Source organism: Spirosoma endophyticum (genome assembly GCF_900112365.1).
Taxonomy (GTDB): Bacteria; Bacteroidota; Bacteroidia; order Cytophagales; family Spirosomataceae; genus Spirosoma; species Spirosoma endophyticum.
On sequence record NZ_FOLQ01000002.1, the window covers coordinates 184,835 to 207,297 of the forward strand.

Here is a 22,463-nt window from a genome sequence, read left to right on the forward strand (position 1 = left end):
AACTCTATATCTATCAAATGAAAGCACTTTACTGCGTCCTGTTGTTGACGCTATCGAACATTTTTATGACATTGGCCTGGTATGGCCATCTCCAGATAAAACAGTATCCTACGCTGGCTAAATTGTCGCTCTTCGGCATCATTATGCTGAGTTGGGGATTAGCCTTTTTTGAATACATTTTTCAGGTGCCCGCCAACCGGATCGGGTCAGATGAAACGGGTGGGCCCTTCTCCCTTTTTCAACTTAAAACTATTCAGGAAGCCGTTTCACTGACGGTTTTTACGCTCATTACCGTATACGTTTTCAAGACTGATAAACTAGCCTGGAATCATCTGGTCGGCTTTGTGTTTATCGTCATCGCGGTGTTCTTCATCTTCAAAAAATGGTAGGCTCACTCGGGAAGACCGACACCCGCAAACCGTCGGATAAGAGCCTGAAAGCACTCGACTGGGCCAATTTTTTTCTGGCAGATGTTCGCGATGGTCTTGGGCCGTACCTGGCCATTTACCTGCTTACGTCGCTGCACTGGACTGCCCAAACCATCGGGTTCGCTATGTCGGTAATGGGTGTCGCGACCGTAATTACCCAGACTCCTGTTGGCATACTTGTCGACCGAACGCGCAAAAAACGGCTGCTTTCTGTCATAGCATCGCTGCTTATTGCAACGGCGGCTCTGTTGACGATTCGGTTGCCAACTTACAACGTTGTGATGGGTGGACAGGCCATTATGGGCGTAGCTGCGGCCTGGTTTACACCTGCAGTTGCCGCCATTACGCTTGGCCTGGTTGGCCATAAAGTGCTCGACGGACGGATCGGCCGAAATGAAACATTCAACCATGCCGGTAATGTGTTTGCTGCTTTGATGGCCGGACTGATTGGCTACTACGTTAATAATGAAGGCATCTTTATTTTGCTCGCCGTAATGTCACTCATTAGCAGCGTGGCCATCTGGCGCATCCGCGAAGACGACATTGATCACGATCTGGCGCGGGGCGATGGCCAGTCCGAAGAGGGAAATGCGGCCAGTGAGAAACCATCGGGCTGGCATGCCATTTTGAGTAACCGGGCTATTGTGTTCTTTGCACTGGCGTGTGTGCTCTTTCATTTTGCCAACGCGGCCATGCTGCCTTTGCTGGGACAGCGATTAGCCAAAGGGATCAATGCGGGCGCATCCGCTGCTTATATGTCGGCCTGTATTATTGTGGCGCAACTGGTCATGATTCCGGTTAGTAATATCACGGGGCGATTAGCACCCAAAGGCCGTAAGAACTTACTACTCATTGGGTTCGCCGTATTACCCATTCGTGGACTGCTCTACACGATGACCAACGATCCGGTCTTGCTGGTCGCTATTCAGATTCTGGATGGTGTAGGTGCCGGTACGTTTGGGGTGCTGTCTATCCTGATCGTTTCCGATCTGACCAAAGGAAGTGGCCTCTTCAATACGACGCAGGGGGCAATTGCTACCGCGATTGGGCTGGGGGCCTCTCTCAGCAATGCCTTCGCCGGAAGTATCGTCCAGCGGGCTGGTTATACTACGGCTTTCCTGACCCTATCGGGTATTGCGTTGGCTGCGCTGGCCGTGTTGTGGTTACTGGTACCAGAAACGAAAGTAGAGTAGCGGTCTTTACAAATACGTATTCTGGTTCATGTAATTCTTCACGTAATCAGCAATGCCATCTTCAAGGGATGAGAACGGCCGATCGTACCCAATGGACCGAAGTTTGGCCATATTCGCCTGGGTGAAATACTGGTAATTGTCACGGATATCGGCGGGGGTGTCAATAAAGTCGATATCGGGTTCAAGGCCAAGCGCGTGAAATGTGTTGGTGGCCAAGTCGTGAAACGTACGAGCCTTGCCGCTACCGAGATTATAGATACCGGAGTTACGCCGGTGGTGCATTAAGAATGAACATACATCCACTACGTCCTTTACATAAATAAAATCACGCATCTGTTCGCCATCGGCAAAGTCGGGATTATGCGACCGGAACAGTTTCATTTTTCCCGACTTCTGAATCTGCTGGAAGGTATGAAAAACTACCGATGCCATTCGGCCTTTGTGGTATTCATTGGGACCATAGACGTTGAAAAATTTCAGTCCAGCCCAGAAAAACGGCTTTTGCTCCTGCTCCAGCGCCCAGATGTCGAACTCGTTTTTGGATTCCCCATACGGATTCAAGGGCTTCAATTGTGGGATCAGCGATTCATTATCGTCGTAGCCTAGCTCGCCCAACCCATACGTAGCAGCCGATGAGGCATAGACGAGCGGTATTTGATACTCAATACAGCGTTTCCAGATTTGCTTGGAGTATTCGACGTTCAGATGCTCAAAAATCTGCCGATCAAACTCGGTCGTGTCCGTGCGGGCACCGATGTGAAAGATAAACTCAACTTCCTGATAATTCTGGTCAAGCCACTCAAAAAACACTTCTCTATCTACCCGCTCCTGAATCCGTTTTCCGGCTAAGTTGGCTTCTTTTTCAGGATATGAAAAATCATCTACAGCAATGATAAAATTGAAATTTTCCTGATTCAGCTTACTGATCAAACAACTTCCAATAAAACCGGCAGCTCCCGTAACGATAATCATAAAGTGGTAGTGGTAAACGTGTTTATAGGATAAATCAAGTATTAATAGCTTGAAATGAAGCGAAATAAGCTGTAAAGATACAGGTTTTAAATTGGAGAAATGAATAGCGTTTTTGGTGATTAAATTGTGTTTTTCCAATATGGATTTTTCTTCGCTTTAGGTAGTCAGCCATTGATACTTGTTTTTATCACGGCTTAAGAGTGTGTACCTTTGCAACCGATTTTTAACAACCGGCGTTTCTGGCAACCGCCCCATCTAAACCAGAAAAATGGTCTATATTAACAGAATTGAACATTTTAACGCGGCTCACCGGCTCTATAACCCAGCTTGGTCGGAGGAACGTAACAAGGAAGTTTTTGGCCCCTGCGCCAATGCGAACTGGCATGGTCATAATTTCGAATTGATCGTAACGGTCAAAGGGGAACCCGATCCTGACACCGGATTTGTGATTGACCTCAAAGTGTTGGGCGAGATCATCAAAAATGAGGTGATCGAGAAAGTGGATCACAAAAACCTGAATCTAGATGTGGATTTCATGCAGGGCAAAATGGCCAGTTGCGAAATCTTCATCATGGAAATCTGGAAGATCCTCGAACGGGCCCTTGAGCCCATCACCGAAGCTCATTTACACCAACTTCGGCTCTACGAAACTCCGAAGAATTTTGTCGATTTTTTTGGCGAGTAGAGACGCATAGTTGCCGGGGCCGCCCGTACGGCCTTCTTACACCGGACGGTTTGGCTGTCGCATAGGCGACCGCACGGGCGGCCCCGGCAATCATGCGTCTCTAGAATAGAACATGACTTACTATCTCATTGCCGGTGAACGCTCCGGCGACCTTCATGGTGCTAACCTGATTCGGGCTATCCGACAGCATGATCTTGATGCGACGTGCCGGGCGTATGGTGGTGAGCAGATGGAAGCTGCCGGTGCTACGTTGGTACGCCATTATCGGGAGATGGCGTTTATGGGGTTTCTGGAAGTGGCGAAAAATCTCGGAACCATTCGCCGGATTATGCGTGAATGTCAGGCCGATTTGCTGGCTCACCGCCCTGATGCGCTTATTTTGATCGACTATGCAGGTTTTAACTTGCGAATGGCCCGTTTTGCCAAAAAACACGGCATTCGGGTTTTCTATTACATCTCGCCGAAAGTGTGGGCCTGGAACCAACGCCGGGCGCTGAAAATAAAAGCGACCGTAAATCGGTTGTTTACGATTCTACCCTTCGAGACCGAGTTTTTTGCCAAATACGATTACAAAGTCGACTACGTTGGAAATCCGCTGCTCGACGCTCTCGCTGATTTTCGTCCCGATCCAGCTTTTCAGTCAAAGCTGGGGCTGAATGAGCAAGCGATTATAGCTTTACTACCGGGGAGCCGCCGTCAGGAGATCATATCCATACTGCCCAGTATGCTACGTTCCACCCGACAATTTCCCAACTACCGGTTTGTCGTTGGAACGGTTAGTAATCTGCCGGACGATTTATACGACGGCTTGTTAGCTGACTATCCCGATGTACTACGCATCAGTGATGCTGCTTATGACCTGTTACATATTTCTACAGCCGCGCTTGTTACGTCCGGCACAGCTACGCTCGAAACTGCGCTATTGAATGTACCGCAGGTGGTGTGCTACAAAACCACCGGCGTTTCTTATTTCATTGCCAAACGACTTATTGCTGTGCCGTTTATCTCGCTTGTAAATCTGATTGCCGGGCATGAAGTAGTCAAGGAGTTAATTCAAAGCGACCTCACAATCGACAACATAACTACTGAGCTGAAGGTCATTTTGCCCAGTAGCCCGCGCCGGGGTGTCCAGCTAGCGGGCTACGCTGAGGTGCAGCAAAAAATGGGCGAGCCCGGTGCTTCAGAACGGGCAGGACGCTTAATGGTCGATGACCTTCTTACAATAAAAAATAAGTAGGTGTGTCCGGGAAATTCCCTGATACACCTACTTGCTGAAATAGTTGATTTTGTCGGTATCCGAATTGTTATTGATCGTTATCTCCCCACATCACTACCCGTAATAACAGCACTTACTGTAAGCGTTCCTTTTGTCGCAGCAGGGGTAGATACACCATTCAGGCCAAAGGATAGTTTGCTTCCGACTCCGATTACCGTATTCGTGGTTAGTATATAGGCATCAGGATGGCTGGTAGCATCAAAAGTCGGCATTGGTCATGGTAACAAATTCTGTACCAGCCAGCTCACCCATAACGTAATTGGATAGACCTGGTCCCTGACCCTGACCAAGCGGAACGCGGCTCCGTAAATCAGGCAGGGCAAAGGTGGTCTGTCCATTGCCACCGTAGGTAGTTCCCAGCAATGAAAACAAGGCGGTATTTTGTGCGATAGATAATAGCGATCCATCACAGACAGCCCAGCCACGTGGGAGAAAACCGAAGCCAAACCGGGCAATCATACCAAGAAATGGGTCATTCATGAGAGTAATTGGCTAAAAAGAGGAAGTAAAGAGTTTACTTGCCAATTGACGTTTAGCCGGGAAATGGATCATTTCCTGCTTGTCAATGACCTGACAAAGGTGGGGTATGAGGAGAGGAGTGACGCTCAAATTTCAGACAATGATGATCACTTTTCGGATATCATTATCTCAGCGTTCAACTAAGAAAAGCAGACAGTGGGAGCGAAGTATACACAGGAGACTTACAAACCAGACTTTTGGGTCATGTATGATACAGTGACGTATCAATTGAAGTGGTTTCTCTTAGTTTTAATGAGGGTTATCTTTACTTTCGTCCATAAAATAAAAAATTAGGCTTGGCAGTCGCCCATGTTAGATCAGTACAAACAGCAGCATCCCTATTTACTGGCCCTTGATTCCATTATTTTTGGATTCGATGGTGAAAGCTTAAAGGTCCTATTGGTTAAACGTGGGGTAGAAGAAAAAACCTGGTCGCTGATGGGGGGGTGGTTACAGCCTGATGAGGGCCTCGAACAAGCCGCGGCCCGTATCCTGTTTGAACTTACCGGGCTAACCAATGTGTATCTTGAACAATTATTTGCCTTTGGCGATCCACATCGTGATCCGATTGTCCGCACCATATCGGTAGCTTACTTCTCATTAGTTAAAGTTGCGGACTATGAGTCGAAAATTTCGGAGACGTTTCAGGCTCAGTGGTTTTCAATCTACGACTTGCCTCCTTTACTTTTCGATCACGGTGACATGGTTAAACTGGCAATAAGACGGTTACGCTATAAAGCGGCACAGCACCCCATCGGTTTTGAACTGTTACCCGATAAATTTACGATCCCCCAATTGAAGAAACTGTACGACGCTATCTACAACACAGACTTTGATAAGCGTAACTTCAGCCGGAAAATTCTTTCAACGAATCTGTTGATCAAGCTCGATGAGAAACAGAAGGGATTCTCGAAACGTGGGGCATACTACTATCAGGTTGATATGGCTAAGTATCAGCAGACTACCGACTCCTTTTTAAATTTTATTCCTTCCTGATTAACTTTGTGGCCTGAGCTTCTTGCAGGGCTGGTTCCAGGTTTCTCTCAGAACCTATCACCAAGCTATTTTGTAAAAATTTTGTGTGTCGATTTGACATTTAAAATATTAGTGTCAAATTTACACTAATAAATCAACCGTCAGTATCAGCCGATTTTTAGCAGCGGATTTCCCGGCTACCCGTCTGTTGAATGCTCGTTTTGATTTTGTAAACCCAACGATAATTGTATAAAACCACTTATTAAATCATGTCGACGATCACATTAGGCGATCAGGAATATTTTAAAGGCATTGGTGCTATTGGCTACGAAGGCCCTAAATCCAAAAACCCGTTAGCCTTCAAATGGTACAACCCCGACTTAGTTATCGGCGGAAAAACCCTGCGCGAACAGTTGCGCTTTGCCATCAGCTACTGGCACACTTTCTGCGGAACTGGTGGCGATCCCTTTGGCCCCGGCACCCGCGTTTTTGCCTGGGATCAGGATAACGATGCCAATGTGCGAGCCCGGCTGAAAATGGATGCGGCCTTTGAATTTTTTACCAAAATTGGCGCACCCTATTATTGTTTCCATGACATCGATCTGGTCGATGAGGGCTCGTCGGCAAGTGAGTATGAAAGTCGGTTGCAGAAGATCGTTGAGTATGGCAAGCAGAAACAGCAGGCAAGTGGAGTGAAGCTGCTGTGGGGTACGGCCAACGTATTCTCGAACCCGCGCTACATGAACGGAGCATCGACCAACCCGGATTTTTCCGTGCTGGCTTATGCTGGAACGCAGGTGAAAAACGCCATCGATGCGACTATCGCGTTAGGGGGCGAAAACTACGTGTTCTGGGGTGGGCGGGAAGGCTATATGTCGCTGCTGAACACCAATATGAAGCGGGAGGTCGAACACCTGGCTAAGTTCCTGACCATCGCCCGGGATTATGCCCGTAAGCAGGGTTTCAAAGGCACGTTTTTTATCGAACCCAAGCCGATGGAACCGACCAAGCATCAGTACGATTACGATGCCGCTACGGTCATCGGCTTCCTGCGTCAGTACGGCCTGGATAAGGATTTTCAGTTGAATATCGAAGTTAACCACGCAACGCTGGCGGGCCATACGTTCGACCATGAATTGCAGGTTGCTGCTGATGCGGGGATGCTGGGTAGTATCGATGCCAATCGGGGCGATAACCAGAACGGCTGGGATACGGATCAGTTCCCGATTAACCTGTACGAACTAGTTGAAGCTGCGCTGGTGATTCATCAGGCAGGGGGCATCAAACCCGGTGGGATAAACTTCGATGCGAAAGTTCGCCGGAACTCGACCGATCTGGAAGACTTGTTCGTCGCTCACATCAGCGGCATGGATGCCTTCGCCCGTTCATTCATCGTGGCCGATGCCATTCTACAGGATTCCGACTACCTGAAATTCCGCCAGGAACGGTATGCTTCGTTCGATAATGGTCAGGGGAAATCATTTGAGGACGGCTCGCTGACGCTGGAAGACCTGCGGAACTACACACTCGAAAACGGCGAACCAAAACAACGTAGTGGCAAGCAGGAATGGCTCGAAAGCATCATCAATCAGTACATTTAACCTGGTTTCTCCAATCTTACCTCATGGTTTTTTTTAGCGATCATAAAAAAGTTAACCCGCTCCTTTCCGCATGAAATCTACTGACTTAGAAAAAGTAGCCTCGCAGGTGCGTCGGGACATTGTGCGCATGGTACATGGCGTGGCATCCGGGCATCCAGGCGGCTCCCTGGGTTGTACCGATTTGCTGGTCAGTCTGTATTTTGAGGCAATGGACCTGAAAACGGATGAGCAGGATTCGGTCGTGTTCGATATGAGCGGTTCGGGCGAAGACATGTTCTTTTTGTCTAACGGGCATATTTCGCCGGTGCTGTACTCCGTTCTGGCACGTCGGGGGTACTTCCCGGTTTCGGAACTCGCTACGTTCCGCAAACTGGATTCCCGTTTGCAGGGGCACCCGGCCACCGCCGAACATCTACCGGGTATCCGCATTGCATCGGGGTCGCTGGGACAGGGGCTTTCGGCAGCCGCTGGAGCTGCCTATGGTAAAAAACTGCGTAAAGATCCTCATCTGGTTTACTGCCTGATGGGCGATGGCGAACAGCAGGAGGGGCAAATCTGGGAAGCTGCCTCGTTTATTCCGCACCGGCAACTTGACAACCTGATTGCGTTTGTCGATTTCAACGGGCAGCAAATCGACGGGCCAACGGATGTTGTACTGAATAATCGGGACCTGGGTAAAAAATATGAAGCCTTTGGCTGGACGGTACTGCACATGGATGGGAACGACCTGACCGATGTAGCAGCAACGCTGAAAAAAGCGAAACAGGCTTCGGGCAAAGGGTCACCGATTTGCATCATCATGAAAACCGAAATGGGGCAGGGCGTCGATTTTATGATGCATACTCACAAATGGCACGGAACCGCGCCCAACAACGAACAGTTGGCGGCAGCATTGGCTCAACTGGACGAAACCCTCGGTGATTACTAACCCCGACGCAACATGAGAACCTACACATTTACCGAAAAGAAAGATACCCGGTCCGGTTTTGGCGCGGGCATGGCCGAACTGGGCCGGAAAAATCCCGATGTTGTGGCCTTATGCGCTGATCTGGTTGCTTCGCTCAAACTCGATACGTTCATCAAAGAAAACCCGGAGCGCTTTATTCAATGCGGGATCGCCGAAGCCAACATGATCGGTGTGGCGGCTGGCCTGACGTTGAGCGGTCTGATTCCATTCGCAACGACCTTCGCCAATTTTGGTTCCAGCCGGGTATACGACCAAATTCGACAGGCTGTGGCGTATTCGAACAAGAACGTCAAAATCTGCGTCTCGCACGCTGGCCTGACGCTGGGTGAAGATGGCGCTACCCACCAGGTGCTGGAAGACATCGGCATGATGAAATCGTTGCCCGGTATGACCGTTATCAATCCCTGCGATTTCAATCAGACCAAAGCGGCCACCATCGCCATTGCCGACTACGAAGGGCCGGTTTATCTGCGGTTTGGCCGACCGGTAGTTCCCAATTTCACGCCTGCCGATCAGCCGTTTGAGATTGGAAAAGCCATCGTGCTGAATGAGGGAGCTGACGTATCGATTTTCGCTACGGGTCACCTGGTCTGGCAGGCACTGGAAGCGGGTAAGTTACTGGTCGAGCAGGGTATCGATGCGGAAATCATTAATATTCATACGATCAAGCCATTGGATAAAGAAGCGATTCTCAAATCGATTTACAAAACGGGCTGCGCCGTTACGGCTGAAGAACACCAGATGAATGGTGGATTGGGCGATAGCGTAGCGCAGGTTTTGTCCTTAAATCATCCGGCTCCGCTGGAAATGGTAGCTGTGAACGATTCGTTTGGGGAAAGTGGCACGCCGGACCAGCTTATGGAAAAATATGGGTTAACGGCAGCTTCCATTGTGGCTAAAGCACTAGCGGTTATTCAGCGGAAGAAGTAATTAAGATTAACCTTAGGCCAGTTTGAATCCTGCTATAAATAATATTGTGCGGCTAGTATTGCCGACATACATTTCACCATAGGTTAGTAATCTGTAAAGCTCCACTGGAATCCAGTGGAGCTATTCTTAAAAATAGTACACCTGATGGATTTAAAATGGAGATGTATAAAGCAAGCAAAAATATAGGGCTATCATCTTGAAATTTATATTCTGCTTATTGTACAATTTAGTGTATATTTATATTTTTTCTTATTTTAGCTTAAGTATATATCCCTAGACTGCATGACTCCTGAAGACCACGTGTTATGGCACTTATACCGTGAGGGTAATAAGCAGGCATTCGGTCAATTGGCTGAACGCTATTATCGCACGCTGAAACACTATGGCCTGAAATTCATGGTCGATGACGTTGTCGTTGAAGACTGTATTCAGGAGTTGTTTCTACAACTCTGGCAGAATCGTTTGCAAATAAATGATACTGAATCGGTTAAGTATTATTTGTTAAAAGCACTCAGGCATCATATTCTCCAATATCTGCGGAATCTGAAGCGGCTGAATCAGGAAGAGGTGGACTGGGACGATTCGATAGCTGAAGAATTGGACTCAGAAACACTATTGATTCAGCAGGAATCTCTCACTTTACTAACCAATGCAATACAGGCTCAGTTAGCATCTTTACCAGCTCGTGAACGGGAGGCTCTTTATCTGCGCTTTTACGAAAGCTTATCCATACAAGAGATTGCCGAAGTGATGAATGTAAACCGGCAGTCGGTTTCCAATTTTCTACAAAAAGCCCTTAACAAGCTTCGTAATCAGTGGCTTGTCCACACATTTTTAACTAGTTGCATTTTTTTGTAAAAAAATTTGCTTTAAGGAGGGTATCATTGAAGCGATTCTCCATACTATCAATGAAAATCGCCGAAAAGTACTAATGGGCCTTCCTTCCGAGAATTTTTCTACTGTTGATGATTTTTTAGAAAACGACGCTTTTCGGACTTGGGTTCGTGAAAGGCGGCTGGAAGATCAGGTATATTGGCAACAATGGTTAGTCCAATATCCCGAGAAAAGACCTCTTTATGAACAGGCAGTAGCTACGTTATTGGTCGTTCAGGGAAAACAAATCGAGCTTTCAGATCAGTACAGTAAAGAAAATACAAAAAAAATTCTGGATCAGCTTACCCCACCAGTTACCGTAGTAAAGCCTTTGTTAGGTTGGCACTGGGGGCGTTGGGTTGCTGTAGCATCGGTAGTTTGTTTACTGATCTGGTGGCAAATGGATAACTCCAGTTTCAGGCAACTGACGGTATTTAATAAAAGGGTGGAGCAGCCCATACAGAAGGCCGACTGGAAGATAGTAAAGAACGTAACGGGTCAGCCACTGGTCGTGCTGCTGCCGGATAACTCCTCCGTATTGCTATCATCGGGAAGCCAGTTACGGTTTCATAAACACAACACCCATACGCTTCGGGAAGTGTATCTTCAGGGAGAGGGATTTTTTGAAGTAAGTAAAAATCCCGCTAAACCCTTTCTCGTTTACACGGCCAATCTGACCACTAAAGTGCTGGGTACCAGTTTTCAGGTACGTTCCTTTGATAAGGAAACGGCAGCCTATGTGAAAGTAAAGACGGGTAAAGTTTCGGTTACTACCGTTGATTCACCCGGCAAAACGGTTTTGCTGACAAAAAACGAACAGCTCAGTCTTGAAACAAAAACGGATAAGGTTGTTAAACGTACCATTATTCTAGCCAAAGAAAATTCGTCACTTATTGTCAATCAGCCATTTAAATTCGAATTCACGCCCGTACCAGACATATTTGCTCAATTGGCAGCCAGCTATCATATGCCTATTCACTATGATAAACAACTGCTTAGCAAGTGCACTTTTACAGGACAGCTCAACGATGTCCCTTTTTTAGAGAAAATCCGGCTTATCTGCCTAACTACGGAGTCTACCTTCGAAATTGTTGACAACCAAGTGATTATCCAAAGTCACGGTTGTAATTGATCGTCTCCTAACTTTTAATAAAATGGCTACTTATGGTATAAAAACTATCTCTTTTTAACAGAAAAGCGATAGTGCTACCAACACTATCGCTCGAATGTCTACAAATGTGTCAGACACACACATTGTCTCTTCAGGAAGAGACGAGACATGATTTTTGTCATTTTTTCCTAAAACCAACAAAAACGCATAAATGTATGCAATACCGTTTCACCAATCGCAATGTTTGGATCAGGATTATGAGAATTTCAAGCCTGCAACTCTTACTTGCCCTAACCTTAACTAACATCGGCTTTGCTTTCGATAGCAAGGCGCAGGAATTGCTAAGTCGACGAGTTAGTATCTCAGCTCAAAATGAGGATGTTGAAGTGACGATCAGCCGAATTGAAAAACAGGCTAACGTTCAATTTTTATTTAGCCGGGAGATCATCCAGTCGAAACGAAAAGTTAATTACCAGGCCAGAAATGAACAGCTATCTCTGGTATTAGATCATATTTTGACACCGCTCAATTTAAGCTACGAGGTCGTTGGTCAACAGATCGTGATAAGGAGAGAGGTCAGTCCTGCCAGCATCCAGCAGGACAAGACATCCGGCGAGATCAACGTAGAGCAGGCGCAGGATATCCAGATAACGGGTCGGGTTACGGGTGAAAATGGCGAAGGCCTGCCGGGTGTCAACCTTCAGATTAAGTCAACCCAGCGCGGAACGACGACCGACGGAAACGGTACGTACCGAATCAGTGTTCCGGATCGAAACGCCGTACTGGTTTTCTCTTTTATCGGCTACGTTACCCAGGAAGTGCCCGTTGGCTCGCAATCGACCCTTAATGTTACGTTGGCTACGGATGACAAAACGCTGAATGAAGTAGTGGTCGTCGGGTATGGAGTTCAACGTAAACGCGATGTTACGGGCTCGGTCGTTTCGGTTAATGAAACAACCCTACGGGAAGTACCTGCCCCTAACCTGGTCAATCAGTTAAAAGGCCGGGCTGCGGGGGTAACGATTATCAGTAATGGATCGACGCCAGGCTCTCAGGGACAGATCAGAATTAGGGGTAATCGCACCCTGACAAACGGCCAAGGGTCGAACAGCGATGGGCTTGATGGTCCATTGGTTGTGGTCGATGGTATACCCTACGGTGGACTCAACGATATAAATCCGGATGATATCGCCAGTCTTGAGATTCTGAAAGATGCATCCGCGACGGCCATTTACGGGTCGAGAGGCTCGGGGGGGGTTATTCTGATCACAACAAAACGGGGTAAAATCGGAAAGCCCGTATTCAGCTACGACGGCTATCATGGTATTACCACGGTTATGGGTAAATTCAATGTGATGAATGGCCCGGAGTATGCCCGGTTTAAAGACGATGCGGCCAAATATAACCGTACCAGCCCTGGCACGACCGCCTATCCCCTCACTCAGAAAGAAAGAGATGCCCTGGCGGCTGGTATTTCAACCGACTGGCAGGATTTATTGTACAAACCCGGCTTCAACACCAACCATCAGTTAAGTATGGCAGGCGGGGTTGAGAATACGCAGTATTCGTTGGGCCTGGGTTATTTCAATGAGACAGGTATCATTCCCAGTCAAAAGTTTGAACGTTACACCATCCGGGCGACGATCGATCAACGCCTGGGCAAACGTATCAAGATTGGCTTGAACACGCTGAATACCCTTACCTACACCAATACACCAGGTGGTGGTGGGGTTCCGGGTGGTCTGGTGCGATTAACGCCACTGGCAGCTCCTTACAATGCCGATGGTACGGTAAACCTGTTCCCATCGGAAGGTTCCATTGATGCCGCGGGAATAAGCCCCTTAACGATCATTACTAAAACCGATTCGTATCTGGGCCGTACACGCGCATTGCGAACGTTCAATAGTATATACGCCGAGGTAAATATTTTGCCCGGCCTGCGGTATCGGATGAATGCAGGGTTGAATTACAGCCAGTCGAGTTACAATGGATACGGTGGTCCGCTCACTTACTTTAATAGTGCTACGGTTCAGTCGTCTTCTACGGCCGAGGTTAGTAACACCGAATACTGGGATATCAACCTCCAGCACCTGTTGTACTATGACAAGACAATCGGGAAACATAGAATAGGCGTTACGGGGTTGTATGAGATTACAAAGAACCATTCGTTGGGCAGCCGATTTACTATAACGGGGGTTCCGGCCGATTACATCAAGACGTCTAATTTCTCGCTGGCTTCCGGAACACCCGTTGCTCCGTCGGACTTTGGCAACTCATTTTCAGAACTTGGTCTGCTTTCCTACATGGGTCGGGTAAATTATAGCTACAATGATCGCTATCTGTTAACCATGACGCTGAGACGGGATGGTTCGTCTACCTTATCGCCCGGTAACCAGTATTTTAACTACCCGGCCATTGGAGCTGGCTGGAATATTATCGAAGAAGGCTTCATGAAAGGAGTCCCTGCCATTTCGAACCTGAAATTACGGGGTAGCTGGGGTTTATCCGGAAACAGAAACGTAGGTGCTTATGCGACGCTGGGTGCATTGTCGGCTGGCTATTACAATTTCGGTACGAGTACGGCCGGACAGCAGCTGGCGTATACCGTCACCAGTTTACCGGCTACAGATTTGGGTTGGCAGTCGACCTCTCAGGTGGATCTTGGGATTGACTTCGGCTTCCTGAATAATCGCATTACGGGAACTGTCGATTGGTATCACCAGCAAACGAAAGACATTTTGCTGTCAGTACCGTTACCACCCAGCAATGGAGCCGGTTCGACCTTGAAAAACCTGGGACGAACGGAAGGGAAGGGCCTGGAAACGGCGCTGACGTTTGAGATTTTCAGAAACCCGAAAGGCTTCAACTGGAGTGCCGATGTAACGTATTTCTTTAACCGGGAAAAAATTACGCAGCTCACGACGCCAACTGAACTTTCCAATCTAGGAGCAGGCTGGTTTGTGGGACAACCCCTTTCGGTCATTTTCGATTACAAGAAGATTGGCCTCTGGCAAACATCGGATAAGGAAAACGGTACGCTGGCTAAGCAAACCTCACCGGTTCAGTTCCCCGGCCAGATCCGGGTGGAAGATGTGAATGGCGATGGTAAAATTGATCCGGCTGATCGGCAGATTCTTGGCAATTTCCAGCCCAACTGGGAGGGAGGCATTACCAACCGTTTCAGCTTCAAGAACTTTGATCTGTCCATTGTTACGTTTGCCCGCATGGGCATGAAAGTAATCGTACCCTATCTGACGGGGAACTCTACGGGCTCGGGCGGTTTTGCGTTCTATAACCAGGGTCGGGTAAACCAGGTAAAAACCGATTACTGGACCGAAACAAACCCGACTAATGCGTTCCCGGCGCCCGATGCCGGTGGTGCGGTTGCCAACTTTGGCTCTACGTTAGGCTATTACGACGGTTCGTTCATTAAAGTCAGAAGTATTAACCTGGGCTATACCTTTTCCAGCGCAATGATCAAAAAAATCGGGATGAGTTCGGCCCGGGTTTATTTCAACGCCACTAATCCGTTTATCCTGTATTCGCCCCTGGTAAGCCAGAAACTGGCCATCGATCCAGAAGGAAATAGCTATGCCAGTGGTCAGTCGACGCTGAATCCACAGAATGCCAGCGAACGCGGTACGCCGGAGCGTCAGATTTCCGTCAACCTGAACAATCCACCCGTGCGTCAATTCACGCTTGGGGTAAACCTTAAATTCTAATCATTGATAGAACCATGAAAACAATAAAAATCTGGTCCATCATTGGCCTTGCCGCATTGCTCAACACGGGCTGCGAAAAAATATTACAGGAGAACCCGCAGTCCCAAATTGTCCCTTCCTATTTCAATAGTCCCTCTGGCGTATTGGGTGGCATTGCCGGTGTCTACAACGACATCCGGGGTCAGTGGGGTACCGAAGGCTTCACGGTAGAAATGCAGGCTGGTACCGACGATTTTATCCAGGGTGCCAGTAGCGGAGGAGTGCCGCCCTATACGTATAATGGGCTAAACGGGAGTAACTTCGGTGCGGCCTGGGGCACAGCCTTTCAGGACATCAACACGCTGAACGGCGTACTCAAATATGGCCAAACGATCGATCTGCCGGAGGCTACCCGCAAGCAATACCTGGCACAGGCTAAGTTTCTGCGTGGGTTCTGGTACTTTTATCTGGTACAGACCTGGGGAGACGTACCGCTCAGTACTGAATTTATTACGGTACCCTCTCAGGCAGCCTCCCGCCAACCGGTAGCTCAGGTTTATGAGTTGATTATCAAAGATCTGACTGAAGCCGCTGCCGATTTGCCCAACCAGCCCACGGCTCCATTCCTGGGAAAAGCCGCCACGAAACCGGTGGCTCAGTTGCTGCTGGCCAAAGCCTATCTTACCCGTGGCTGGCTCAACAATACGGCCGCTGATTTTACGCAGGCAGCTACCCTTTGCGCCGACATCATCGCCAACAAATCAACCTACGGGCTCGATTTGTGGCAGGATTATGGCGATGCGTTTGTACCGGCAAACGACTACGGCAAAGAAACCATGTTTGTCAGCGATCACATGCTCGATCCGAAATATGGCTATTATAAAGTAGGCGCTGCCGAAGGTGGTGGATTTGCCAATAACCTGTCTCCCTGGTTTACAAACTGGAATTACCCGAACAATAGCGGCATCAACTCCTTCAAAAGTGCAACCGGTGCCTACGTTAACAGCGGAACGTCCCTGATGATCCGGGATTCGCAGTACGGCCGTCCCTATACGCGCATGCGCCCGAACAGCGACAAGTTGAAGACAGGGGCGAATGCCGGCAAGAACTACTTTCTGGATCAGGCGTTTACGAACCGGACTGTCGATTCACGGTTTATGAATTCCTTCTACACAGTTTACATTGCCAATACGGCTGTTACCAATACGCCTACGACCGCCAATAACAGCCGGGGAATCGGTTACACAACCGTGGTTGGAGCGGATACTGCCGTTTGGTTGCCTGATTTTGAAGTAGCTGGTGCGCCACAATTTATTGGGACGCGTCCCTTCAAGGGAATCGTAGTACCACCCAGCTTATGGGATAACGGAATTTTTCCGGCCTTGAAGAAATTCATGGACCCCAGCCGCGGTGCCAACTTCAACGATCCCTCGACCCGGCCCTGTGTGTTGTACCGCTTTGCCGACGTATATCTGACGGGTGCCGAAGCCTACCTGAAAGCAGGCGATGCTACCAAAGCAGCTGCCATGTTGAATACGGTTAGACAACGGGCTGCTTACCGCAAAACCAATACAGCCGCTCAAAATACTGCCGCAGCAACGGCCATGGCCATTACAGCAGCCGACGTAACGGTTGACTTTATTCTGGATGAGCGGTCTCGCGAGCTCTTTGGCGAATGGCAACGGTGGCATGATCTGGTCCGTACCCGGTCGCTGGTTCGTCGTGTAAAAGCCTGGAATCAGGAAGCGGCCCCCTACATTCAGGATTACCATATGCTACGTCCTATTCCGCAAACGCAAATTGACCGGGTTGTTGAGGGCCCCAAGTTCCCACAAAATCCTGGTTATTAACCCTGGCAATAACGTAGTGTCCCTATTTATAACCGACCAATGTCTTCCTGGAAATGATCAGGGACATTGGTCTGGTTTTATAAAATGGCATCTGGCAAACCAACCCGGGCAATACAGCAGCTAATTTTCCCCGTCTCAGTCGGTTCCGGCAGGCAGTTCGAAAATATTGCCAAACGAATTACAGTAATCTACTATAACCCCTATGAGAAAATACCTTTTCTTTCCTGTTATTTCGGCAATTTGCTTTGTATTGAGCCATACTCTATCGGCTCAGACCACGTTGGTCAACCCCATCCTGACCGGCTTCTATCCTGACCCAAGTATCGTGAAGGTGGGGTCAGATTATTACCTGATCAATTCGACCTTTTCCTATTTTCCGGGTATCCCGGTCATGCACAGCAAAGACCTGAAAAACTGGAAGCAAATCGGAAACGTCATTGACCGCCCTGAACAACTGGATTTCATGGGCGAACGACTGACCCGAGGCCTTTTTGCACCAGCCATTAGTTATTACAAAGGGACGTACTACGTGACCTGCACCGACATCGATCACGACGGAAACTTCGTTGTTACGGCCAAAAATCCCGCCGGGCCGTGGAGCAATCCTGTGAAGCTTCCGCAGGTACGCGGCATTGACCCATCCATTTATTTCGATGAAGAGGCTGGCAAAGCCTATATTCTTTACAACAGCGACGCCCCCGACCGTAAACCCTTGTATTCGGGGCACCGAACGATCCGCATGTATGAGTTCGATCCAGCGAAACTGACGGTTATTGGTGAAGAAAAGCAACTCGTTAACGGAGGTGTCGATCTGTCTAAAAAGCCGGTCTGGATTGAAGGCCCGCACATTATGAAACGTAACGGCTGGTACTACCTCTACGCGGCCGAGGGAGGTACGTCGGTCAACCACTCCGAAGTTATATTACGTAGCAAAGAGGTTTGGGGACCGTATGTACCGTTTGCCGGTAATCCGATCTTGACGCAGCGTGAGTTGCCTGCCGATCGGAAAGACGCCATTACGTCGGCGGGTCATGCTCAATTTGTGGATGGGCCGGATGGAAAGATGTACTGCATTTTTCTGGCGGTAAGACCTTACGAAGGTGATTATTACAACACTGGTCGTGAAACGTTTATTGCGCCCGTAACCTGGAAAGACGACTGGCCCATGATCGAGCATGGCGAGAAGGCAATTGCGTATAGCTATACAACCAATAGTAAAGAAGCTAAACAAAAGGGAGCGCTGCCGCAATCGGGTAATTTCGGTTATACGCTGACTTTCGAAAAAGAGCTTGATCCGGCGCTCTTGTTCATGCGGACAATTGACAAAAGTTCGTATTCACTGTCGAAGAAGGAGGGGCTGACGCTGAAATTGAAACCTGAAACCATCATGGAAATGGGCAATCCTTCTTTTATCGGGAAACGTCAGCAACACCTGTACAGCACGGCCGAAACCGAGCTGGTTTTTACACCGAAATCCGAGAAAGAGAAAGCGGGTTTCGTGATTTTACAGGATGAGGGTCATTTCTACTTCTTGTGCAAATCGAAGGCGCAGGATAAAGATGTGCTTCAACTTTACAAGAGCGTTCCCAAAGAGAAGACCATGGAACTGCTGAACGAAATACCACTGGAGGCAAAAGTCGATAAAGTAGGCCTGCGTATTAGCTCGCAGGGGGATAGCTATAATTTCGATTACTCCACTGATTCAAAAACCTGGATGTCGCTGAAAGACAAGGTAGACGGCAAATTTCTGAGCACGAAAGTAGCGGGCGGCTTTATCGGCTGCCTATATGGCATGTATGCTACATCATCGGGCGAGCCAACCACCAGCATAGCCTCTTTCCATTATCTGAAATATCAGGGCGATGACCCGATGTATAAAAAATAAGCGTACCGAATTCAGTAAAGATGTTCGTACATCACCTGCCCATTGCCAGATAAAAACCAGACGGGTAATTACGTAAACATGCATGCTTTTATGGACTACAAGCCCCCCGCTTTAATTAAACCAAAATTTTAACGCGTTAATGAATAATTCTTTTTAATAAGAAATAAGGATGATGACTATCTATAAATGTGTCCGAATAACACTATTAGTGCTTGTGAGCGGGTTAAGCACCTATGCTCAATCCAACTTCACTAACAAAACAATTGGCGTTGGGGTGGTTGTCGCCGACCTCGAACGTTCACTGAATTTTTACGTAAATGGGATTGGCATGGTCAAAACGGGCAGCTTCACGATCAACGAAGATTTTGGCAAACGCTCGGGCCTCACAAATGGCGTGCCGGTGAACGTAACGATCCTGAAACTCGAAAACAGCCCTGAAGCCACCGACTGGAAGTTGATGAGTTTCGGCAAAAAAGGCTCCCATCCGACGCCCAAAAATATTCAGGACGACACGGGCATGCAGTACATCACCATCAATGTAAAAGCCCTTCAACCTGTCATTGACCGGCTGACGCAGATGAAAGTGCCGTTTCTGGGCAGTACACCCACCCCGTTGAATGCGAAATCGCACTTTGTCTTCGTGCAGGACCCCGATGGTACATTCATTGAGCTAATCGGCCCGCTCCAATAGCCAAGGCAAGCAATTTAATTTCACTCATCCGCTTCTTTACCTTTAGATGAAAACCACCTTGTTCCGATACAGTCTGCTGGCAATTGGGTTACTGCTCAGATACGTAGCAGCGGTGGGTCAGACCGCCCGGAATCCGATCATTTTTGCCGACGTGCCTGATATGGCCATGATTCGTGCCGGTGATACGTATTACATGAGCAGCACCACCATGCATTTAAGTCCGGGATTGCCGATCATGAAATCGAAAGACCTAGTTAACTGGCAATTGGTTGGATATGCGTATGATACGTTGGCAACTATCGATGCACTGAATCTGACCAACGGCAAAAGCACCTACGGCCGAGGTTCATGGGCCAGTAGCCTGCGTTTCCACAACGGTACGTACTACGTGACCACATTTGCTCAGACGACAGGGAAAACTTACATCTACACCACAAAAGACATTGAAAAAGGACCGTGGCAGGAGGTCTCATTCAAACCTGCTTACCACGATCATAGCCTGTTTTTTGATGACGACGGTCGTGTGTACCTGATTTATGGGGCGGGCAAACTCCGACTTGTCGAACTTACCGCTGATGCATCGGGCGTAAAGCCAGGCACTACCGAACAAACCTTAATCGAAAATGCCAGTACGCCCTCGGGAACGTCGGGCGGCCTCCCGGCCGAAGGTTCGCAACTGTTCAAGGTGAAGAGTAAGTATTACCTCTTTAACATTACCTGGCCCAAAGGGGGGATGCGAACGGTGGTCATTCACCGCGCCGACAAATTAACTGGTCCCTGGGAAGGCCGGGTAGCATTACAGGATTTGGGCGTAGCACAGGGCGGGCTTATCGATACGCCCGATGGCAAATGGTACGCATATCTATTTCGTGATTTCGGCGGGGTGGGTCGGATACCATATCTGGTGCCGGTCAACTGGGAAGGTGACTGGCCGGTACTAGGTGTCAATGGCAGAGTCTCTGAAACGCTTACCCTTCCGGCCAGTAAAGGCTTGATTCCCGGCATTGTTGCTTCCGACGAGTTCACCCGCAAAAAAGGGGAGGCTGCGTTGCCTCTGGTATGGCAATGGAACCACAACCCCGACAATAACCTCTGGTCGGTTACGGAACGGAAAGGTTTTCTGAGGCTTAAAACCGGGCGTACCGATACGTCGTTTGTACTGGCCCGTAACACACTGACCCAACGTACCATTGGTCCCGAATGCTCAGGCTCGACGGCGCTGGACGTATCGAATCTGAAAGAGGGTGACTTTGCGGGACTGAGTCTGTTGCAGAAGAATTACGGACTGGTCGGCGTGAAGGTCGAAAATGGCGCAAGATCGATTGTCATGGTCAGCGCCAGTTCGGGAAAACCGGTGGAGGTACAGCGTGTTCCGTTGAGTCAGAAGACGATCTATCTAAAAGCAGCGTGTGATTTCCGGGATCGCGCAGACACCGCTCATTTCTTTTACAGCCTGGATGGTAAATCCTGGACACCGATTGGCGAACCGCTGAAGATGCCTTACACCATTCCGCATTTTATGGGCTACCGGTTTGGGCTGTTCAACTACGCGAGCCAGAACGTAGGTGGGTTTGCCGACTTCGATTATTTCCGAATTACCAATTCAACTACAACAAAGTGATGAAGCGGTTATTTCAAGGGTTGACATTTATGCAAAATGCGGCTTTGTGGCTGCTTGCATCTTCTTGTCTGGCTCCGATACAGGCCACCACCCAATCGGCAGCGGTCCCTAAACATAGCTTCATCTATACTAACCCTATCACCCGCGACACGGCTATTTCGATGCGCGACCACTTTATTATCAAGGTGGATAATAAATGGTATTGCGTTGGTACGTCCGAGTTGGTCTTGACGGGACATAATCCGGAGGTGCGGTTGCTGGAATCCGACGATCTAATTCACTGGAAGCAACATTCCTTTCTGATCGACGCGAAAAAACTCCCCCTCAATAGCCCGTACAATGGTAGGTCCCGGGCGCCCGAAATTCACTTTATCCAGAACAAATACTGGCTGACAGTTAACAACGGGAAAGTGACCGCCGACGATCCGAAAGGCATGAAAACGCACAGCGTCTGGTTGTTTTCGGCGGATAAGGTGACTGGCTCTGGCAGTCTCATGAACGGGCCATTGATGAACCAATACAATAACGACGCGACACTGTTCGAGGATGAAGATGGGCAAACGTACTTGTATCGCAGCGGTGGCGGCCTTTTTCAGGCCAAAATAGATCTGAAGTCGGGCAAGCTGACCACGCCGATTCAGAAATTCCTCGATAAAAAACAGCCCGGTTGGCCCGAGTGGATGGTGGGTGGCATCGAAGGGCCGTTTGTGATCAAGAAAGAAGGGACCTACTTCATGTTTTTCTCGACCTGGACGCGTGGGTACGAAGTGGGACTATTGAAATCGAAAACGCCATTAGGTCCGTGGGAACTGGTGTCGCCCGAACCCATTTTCAGCACCCGCAAAAAAGGCTACCGCCCCGAACTGGCGAAGGGTGGCGGCTACGATCATCTGAAATTCGAGGACACCGAAGACTCCTATCAGGACACCGGCCGCAACGCCCTGTTTGAAGGCCCCGACGGGCAGCTCTGGAGTTCATGCCACTATTTCATGTATGAAAAGCGGCCCTATCCTTACAGCCAGACGTTTGAGGCCTGGGAAAAGACGCCCCAGATGGGTTTCGAACCCGTGTATTTCAAAGACGGTCGTTTTTTATCAAAGGCCCAACCTGGACAAAACAGACAATTGAATGCTAACCGATTGACTGCACGAAAAAGAAGTTAATAGCCGTCAAATTAAGCCTAAA

At 48.7% G+C, this 22,463-nt stretch carries 19 protein-coding genes; 16 read left to right on the forward strand and 3 right to left on the reverse strand.

Annotated elements, in window-relative coordinates; translation table 11 throughout:
* The first annotated feature begins 17 nt into the window (after positions 1-17).
* Positions 18-389: a DMT family protein gene (locus BM202_RS05845; RefSeq protein ID WP_093823961.1), complete on the forward strand. Its 372-nt coding sequence runs from the start codon at positions 18-20 to the stop codon at positions 387-389.
* On the forward strand, positions 383-1,621 hold the full coding sequence (locus tag BM202_RS05850) for an MFS transporter (RefSeq protein WP_093823963.1): 1,239 nt from the start codon (positions 383-385) through the stop codon (positions 1,619-1,621). Before BM202_RS05845 ends, BM202_RS05850 begins: the two co-directional genes overlap by 7 nt.
* A gap of 6 nt (positions 1,622-1,627) precedes the next feature.
* Here BM202_RS05850 and rfaD read toward each other — a convergent pair whose 3' ends face one another.
* Complete coding sequence (rfaD, locus tag BM202_RS05855; protein WP_093823965.1) at positions 1,628-2,593, reverse strand: ADP-glyceromanno-heptose 6-epimerase; 966 nt, start codon at positions 2,591-2,593, stop codon at positions 1,628-1,630.
* A 268-nt stretch (positions 2,594-2,861) separates the two neighbouring features.
* Between rfaD and BM202_RS05860 the strand changes: the two genes are divergently transcribed.
* Both BM202_RS05860 and lpxB read left to right on the forward strand, forming a co-directional pair.
* Positions 2,862-3,278 (forward strand): 6-pyruvoyl trahydropterin synthase family protein, encoded by a 417-nt coding sequence (locus BM202_RS05860; RefSeq protein ID WP_093823967.1) that lies wholly within the window; start codon positions 2,862-2,864, stop codon positions 3,276-3,278.
* A gap of 112 nt (positions 3,279-3,390) precedes the next feature.
* The gene (gene lpxB / locus BM202_RS05865) at positions 3,391-4,515 is read left to right on the forward strand and encodes a lipid-A-disaccharide synthase (RefSeq protein WP_093823969.1); all 1,125 of its coding nucleotides are present in this window, start codon (positions 3,391-3,393) and stop codon (positions 4,513-4,515) included.
* Between the two features lie 77 nt (positions 4,516-4,592).
* On the opposite strand, the gene BM202_RS37120 is transcribed toward lpxB, so the two are convergent.
* Positions 4,593-4,766: a hypothetical protein gene (locus tag BM202_RS37120; RefSeq protein ID WP_177236512.1), complete on the reverse strand. Its 174-nt coding sequence runs from the start codon at positions 4,764-4,766 to the stop codon at positions 4,593-4,595.
* Positions 4,753-5,034, reverse strand: coding sequence for a phage tail protein (locus tag BM202_RS05870; protein WP_093823971.1), 282 nt, complete (start codon positions 5,032-5,034; stop codon positions 4,753-4,755). The genes BM202_RS37120 and BM202_RS05870 overlap by 14 nt, the downstream gene beginning before the upstream one ends.
* A 348-nt stretch (positions 5,035-5,382) precedes the next feature.
* On the opposite strand from BM202_RS05870, the gene BM202_RS05875 reads away from it, so the two are divergent.
* From BM202_RS05875 to BM202_RS05930, 12 genes are all read left to right on the forward strand, one after another.
* The gene (locus tag BM202_RS05875) at positions 5,383-6,069 is read left to right on the forward strand and encodes an NUDIX hydrolase (RefSeq protein WP_093823973.1); all 687 of its coding nucleotides are present in this window, start codon (positions 5,383-5,385) and stop codon (positions 6,067-6,069) included.
* A 248-nt stretch (positions 6,070-6,317) separates the two neighbouring features.
* Entirely contained in the window at positions 6,318-7,649 is a 1,332-nt protein-coding gene (xylA, locus tag BM202_RS05880) for a xylose isomerase (RefSeq protein WP_093823975.1), read from the forward strand.
* Between the two features lie 70 nt (positions 7,650-7,719).
* Positions 7,720-8,577: a transketolase gene (locus BM202_RS05885; protein ID WP_093823977.1), complete on the forward strand. Its 858-nt coding sequence runs from the start codon at positions 7,720-7,722 to the stop codon at positions 8,575-8,577.
* 12 nt (positions 8,578-8,589) lie between these two features.
* The gene (locus BM202_RS05890; RefSeq protein WP_093823979.1) at positions 8,590-9,546 is read left to right on the forward strand and encodes a transketolase family protein; all 957 of its coding nucleotides are present in this window, start codon (positions 8,590-8,592) and stop codon (positions 9,544-9,546) included.
* Positions 9,547-9,828: 282 nt separating this feature from the next.
* Complete coding sequence (locus BM202_RS05895) at positions 9,829-10,404, forward strand: RNA polymerase sigma factor (protein WP_093823981.1); 576 nt, start codon at positions 9,829-9,831, stop codon at positions 10,402-10,404.
* Positions 10,405-10,477: 73 nt separating this feature from the next.
* Positions 10,478-11,551 (forward strand): FecR family protein, encoded by a 1,074-nt coding sequence (locus tag BM202_RS05900; RefSeq protein WP_093823983.1) that lies wholly within the window; start codon positions 10,478-10,480, stop codon positions 11,549-11,551.
* Positions 11,552-11,787: 236 nt separating this feature from the next.
* Positions 11,788-15,252 carry a TonB-dependent receptor gene (locus BM202_RS05905; RefSeq protein WP_093825130.1) on the forward strand — a complete coding sequence of 1,155 codons (3,465 nt, stop codon included), beginning with the start codon at positions 11,788-11,790 and terminating at the stop codon, positions 15,250-15,252.
* Positions 15,253-15,266: 14 nt separating this feature from the next.
* Positions 15,267-17,081, forward strand: coding sequence for a RagB/SusD family nutrient uptake outer membrane protein (locus tag BM202_RS05910; protein ID WP_093823985.1), 1,815 nt, complete (start codon positions 15,267-15,269; stop codon positions 17,079-17,081).
* Between the two features lie 202 nt (positions 17,082-17,283).
* On the forward strand, positions 17,284-18,966 hold the full coding sequence (locus BM202_RS05915; RefSeq protein ID WP_093823987.1) for a glycoside hydrolase family 43 protein: 1,683 nt from the start codon (positions 17,284-17,286) through the stop codon (positions 18,964-18,966).
* A gap of 172 nt (positions 18,967-19,138) precedes the next feature.
* The gene (locus BM202_RS05920) at positions 19,139-19,657 is read left to right on the forward strand and encodes a VOC family protein (RefSeq protein WP_093825132.1); all 519 of its coding nucleotides are present in this window, start codon (positions 19,139-19,141) and stop codon (positions 19,655-19,657) included.
* Between the two features lie 46 nt (positions 19,658-19,703).
* Complete coding sequence (locus BM202_RS05925; RefSeq protein ID WP_093823989.1) at positions 19,704-21,278, forward strand: glycoside hydrolase family 43 protein; 1,575 nt, start codon at positions 19,704-19,706, stop codon at positions 21,276-21,278.
* Positions 21,278-22,441, forward strand: a complete 1,164-nt coding sequence (locus BM202_RS05930; protein WP_093823991.1) for a glycoside hydrolase family 43 protein — start codon at positions 21,278-21,280, stop codon at positions 22,439-22,441. Before BM202_RS05925 ends, BM202_RS05930 begins: the two co-directional genes overlap by 1 nt.
* Positions 22,442-22,463 lie beyond the last annotated feature (22 nt).

What these genes read in the sequence shown, in the direction of transcription:
- BM202_RS05910 (WP_093823985.1), top strand. Translation starts at nt 15,267, where the DNA reads ATGAAAACAATAAAAATCTGGTCCATCATTGGCCTTGCCGCATTGCTC.
- BM202_RS37120 (WP_177236512.1), bottom strand. Translation starts at nt 4,766, where the DNA reads ATGCCGACTTTTGATGCTACCAGCCATCCTGATGCCTATATACTAACC.
- BM202_RS05920 (WP_093825132.1), top strand. Translation starts at nt 19,139, where the DNA reads ATGACTATCTATAAATGTGTCCGAATAACACTATTAGTGCTTGTGAGC.
- BM202_RS05890 (WP_093823979.1), top strand. Translation starts at nt 8,590, where the DNA reads ATGAGAACCTACACATTTACCGAAAAGAAAGATACCCGGTCCGGTTTT.
- xylA (WP_093823975.1), top strand. Translation starts at nt 6,318, where the DNA reads ATGTCGACGATCACATTAGGCGATCAGGAATATTTTAAAGGCATTGGT.
- BM202_RS05895 (WP_093823981.1), top strand. Translation starts at nt 9,829, where the DNA reads ATGACTCCTGAAGACCACGTGTTATGGCACTTATACCGTGAGGGTAAT.
- BM202_RS05870 (WP_093823971.1), bottom strand. Translation starts at nt 5,034, where the DNA reads ATGAATGACCCATTTCTTGGTATGATTGCCCGGTTTGGCTTCGGTTTT.
- BM202_RS05930 (WP_093823991.1), top strand. Translation starts at nt 21,278, where the DNA reads ATGAAGCGGTTATTTCAAGGGTTGACATTTATGCAAAATGCGGCTTTG.
- BM202_RS05885 (WP_093823977.1), top strand. Translation starts at nt 7,720, where the DNA reads ATGAAATCTACTGACTTAGAAAAAGTAGCCTCGCAGGTGCGTCGGGAC.
- BM202_RS05845 (WP_093823961.1), top strand. Translation starts at nt 18, where the DNA reads ATGAAAGCACTTTACTGCGTCCTGTTGTTGACGCTATCGAACATTTTT.
- rfaD (WP_093823965.1), bottom strand. Translation starts at nt 2,593, where the DNA reads ATGATTATCGTTACGGGAGCTGCCGGTTTTATTGGAAGTTGTTTGATC.
- BM202_RS05850 (WP_093823963.1), top strand. Translation starts at nt 383, where the DNA reads ATGGTAGGCTCACTCGGGAAGACCGACACCCGCAAACCGTCGGATAAG.
- BM202_RS05860 (WP_093823967.1), top strand. Translation starts at nt 2,862, where the DNA reads ATGGTCTATATTAACAGAATTGAACATTTTAACGCGGCTCACCGGCTC.
- BM202_RS05900 (WP_093823983.1), top strand. Translation starts at nt 10,478, where the DNA reads ATGGGCCTTCCTTCCGAGAATTTTTCTACTGTTGATGATTTTTTAGAA.
- BM202_RS05905 (WP_093825130.1), top strand. Translation starts at nt 11,788, where the DNA reads ATGAGAATTTCAAGCCTGCAACTCTTACTTGCCCTAACCTTAACTAAC.
- BM202_RS05915 (WP_093823987.1), top strand. Translation starts at nt 17,284, where the DNA reads ATGAGAAAATACCTTTTCTTTCCTGTTATTTCGGCAATTTGCTTTGTA.
- lpxB (WP_093823969.1), top strand. Translation starts at nt 3,391, where the DNA reads ATGACTTACTATCTCATTGCCGGTGAACGCTCCGGCGACCTTCATGGT.
- BM202_RS05875 (WP_093823973.1), top strand. Translation starts at nt 5,383, where the DNA reads ATGTTAGATCAGTACAAACAGCAGCATCCCTATTTACTGGCCCTTGAT.
- BM202_RS05925 (WP_093823989.1), top strand. Translation starts at nt 19,704, where the DNA reads ATGAAAACCACCTTGTTCCGATACAGTCTGCTGGCAATTGGGTTACTG.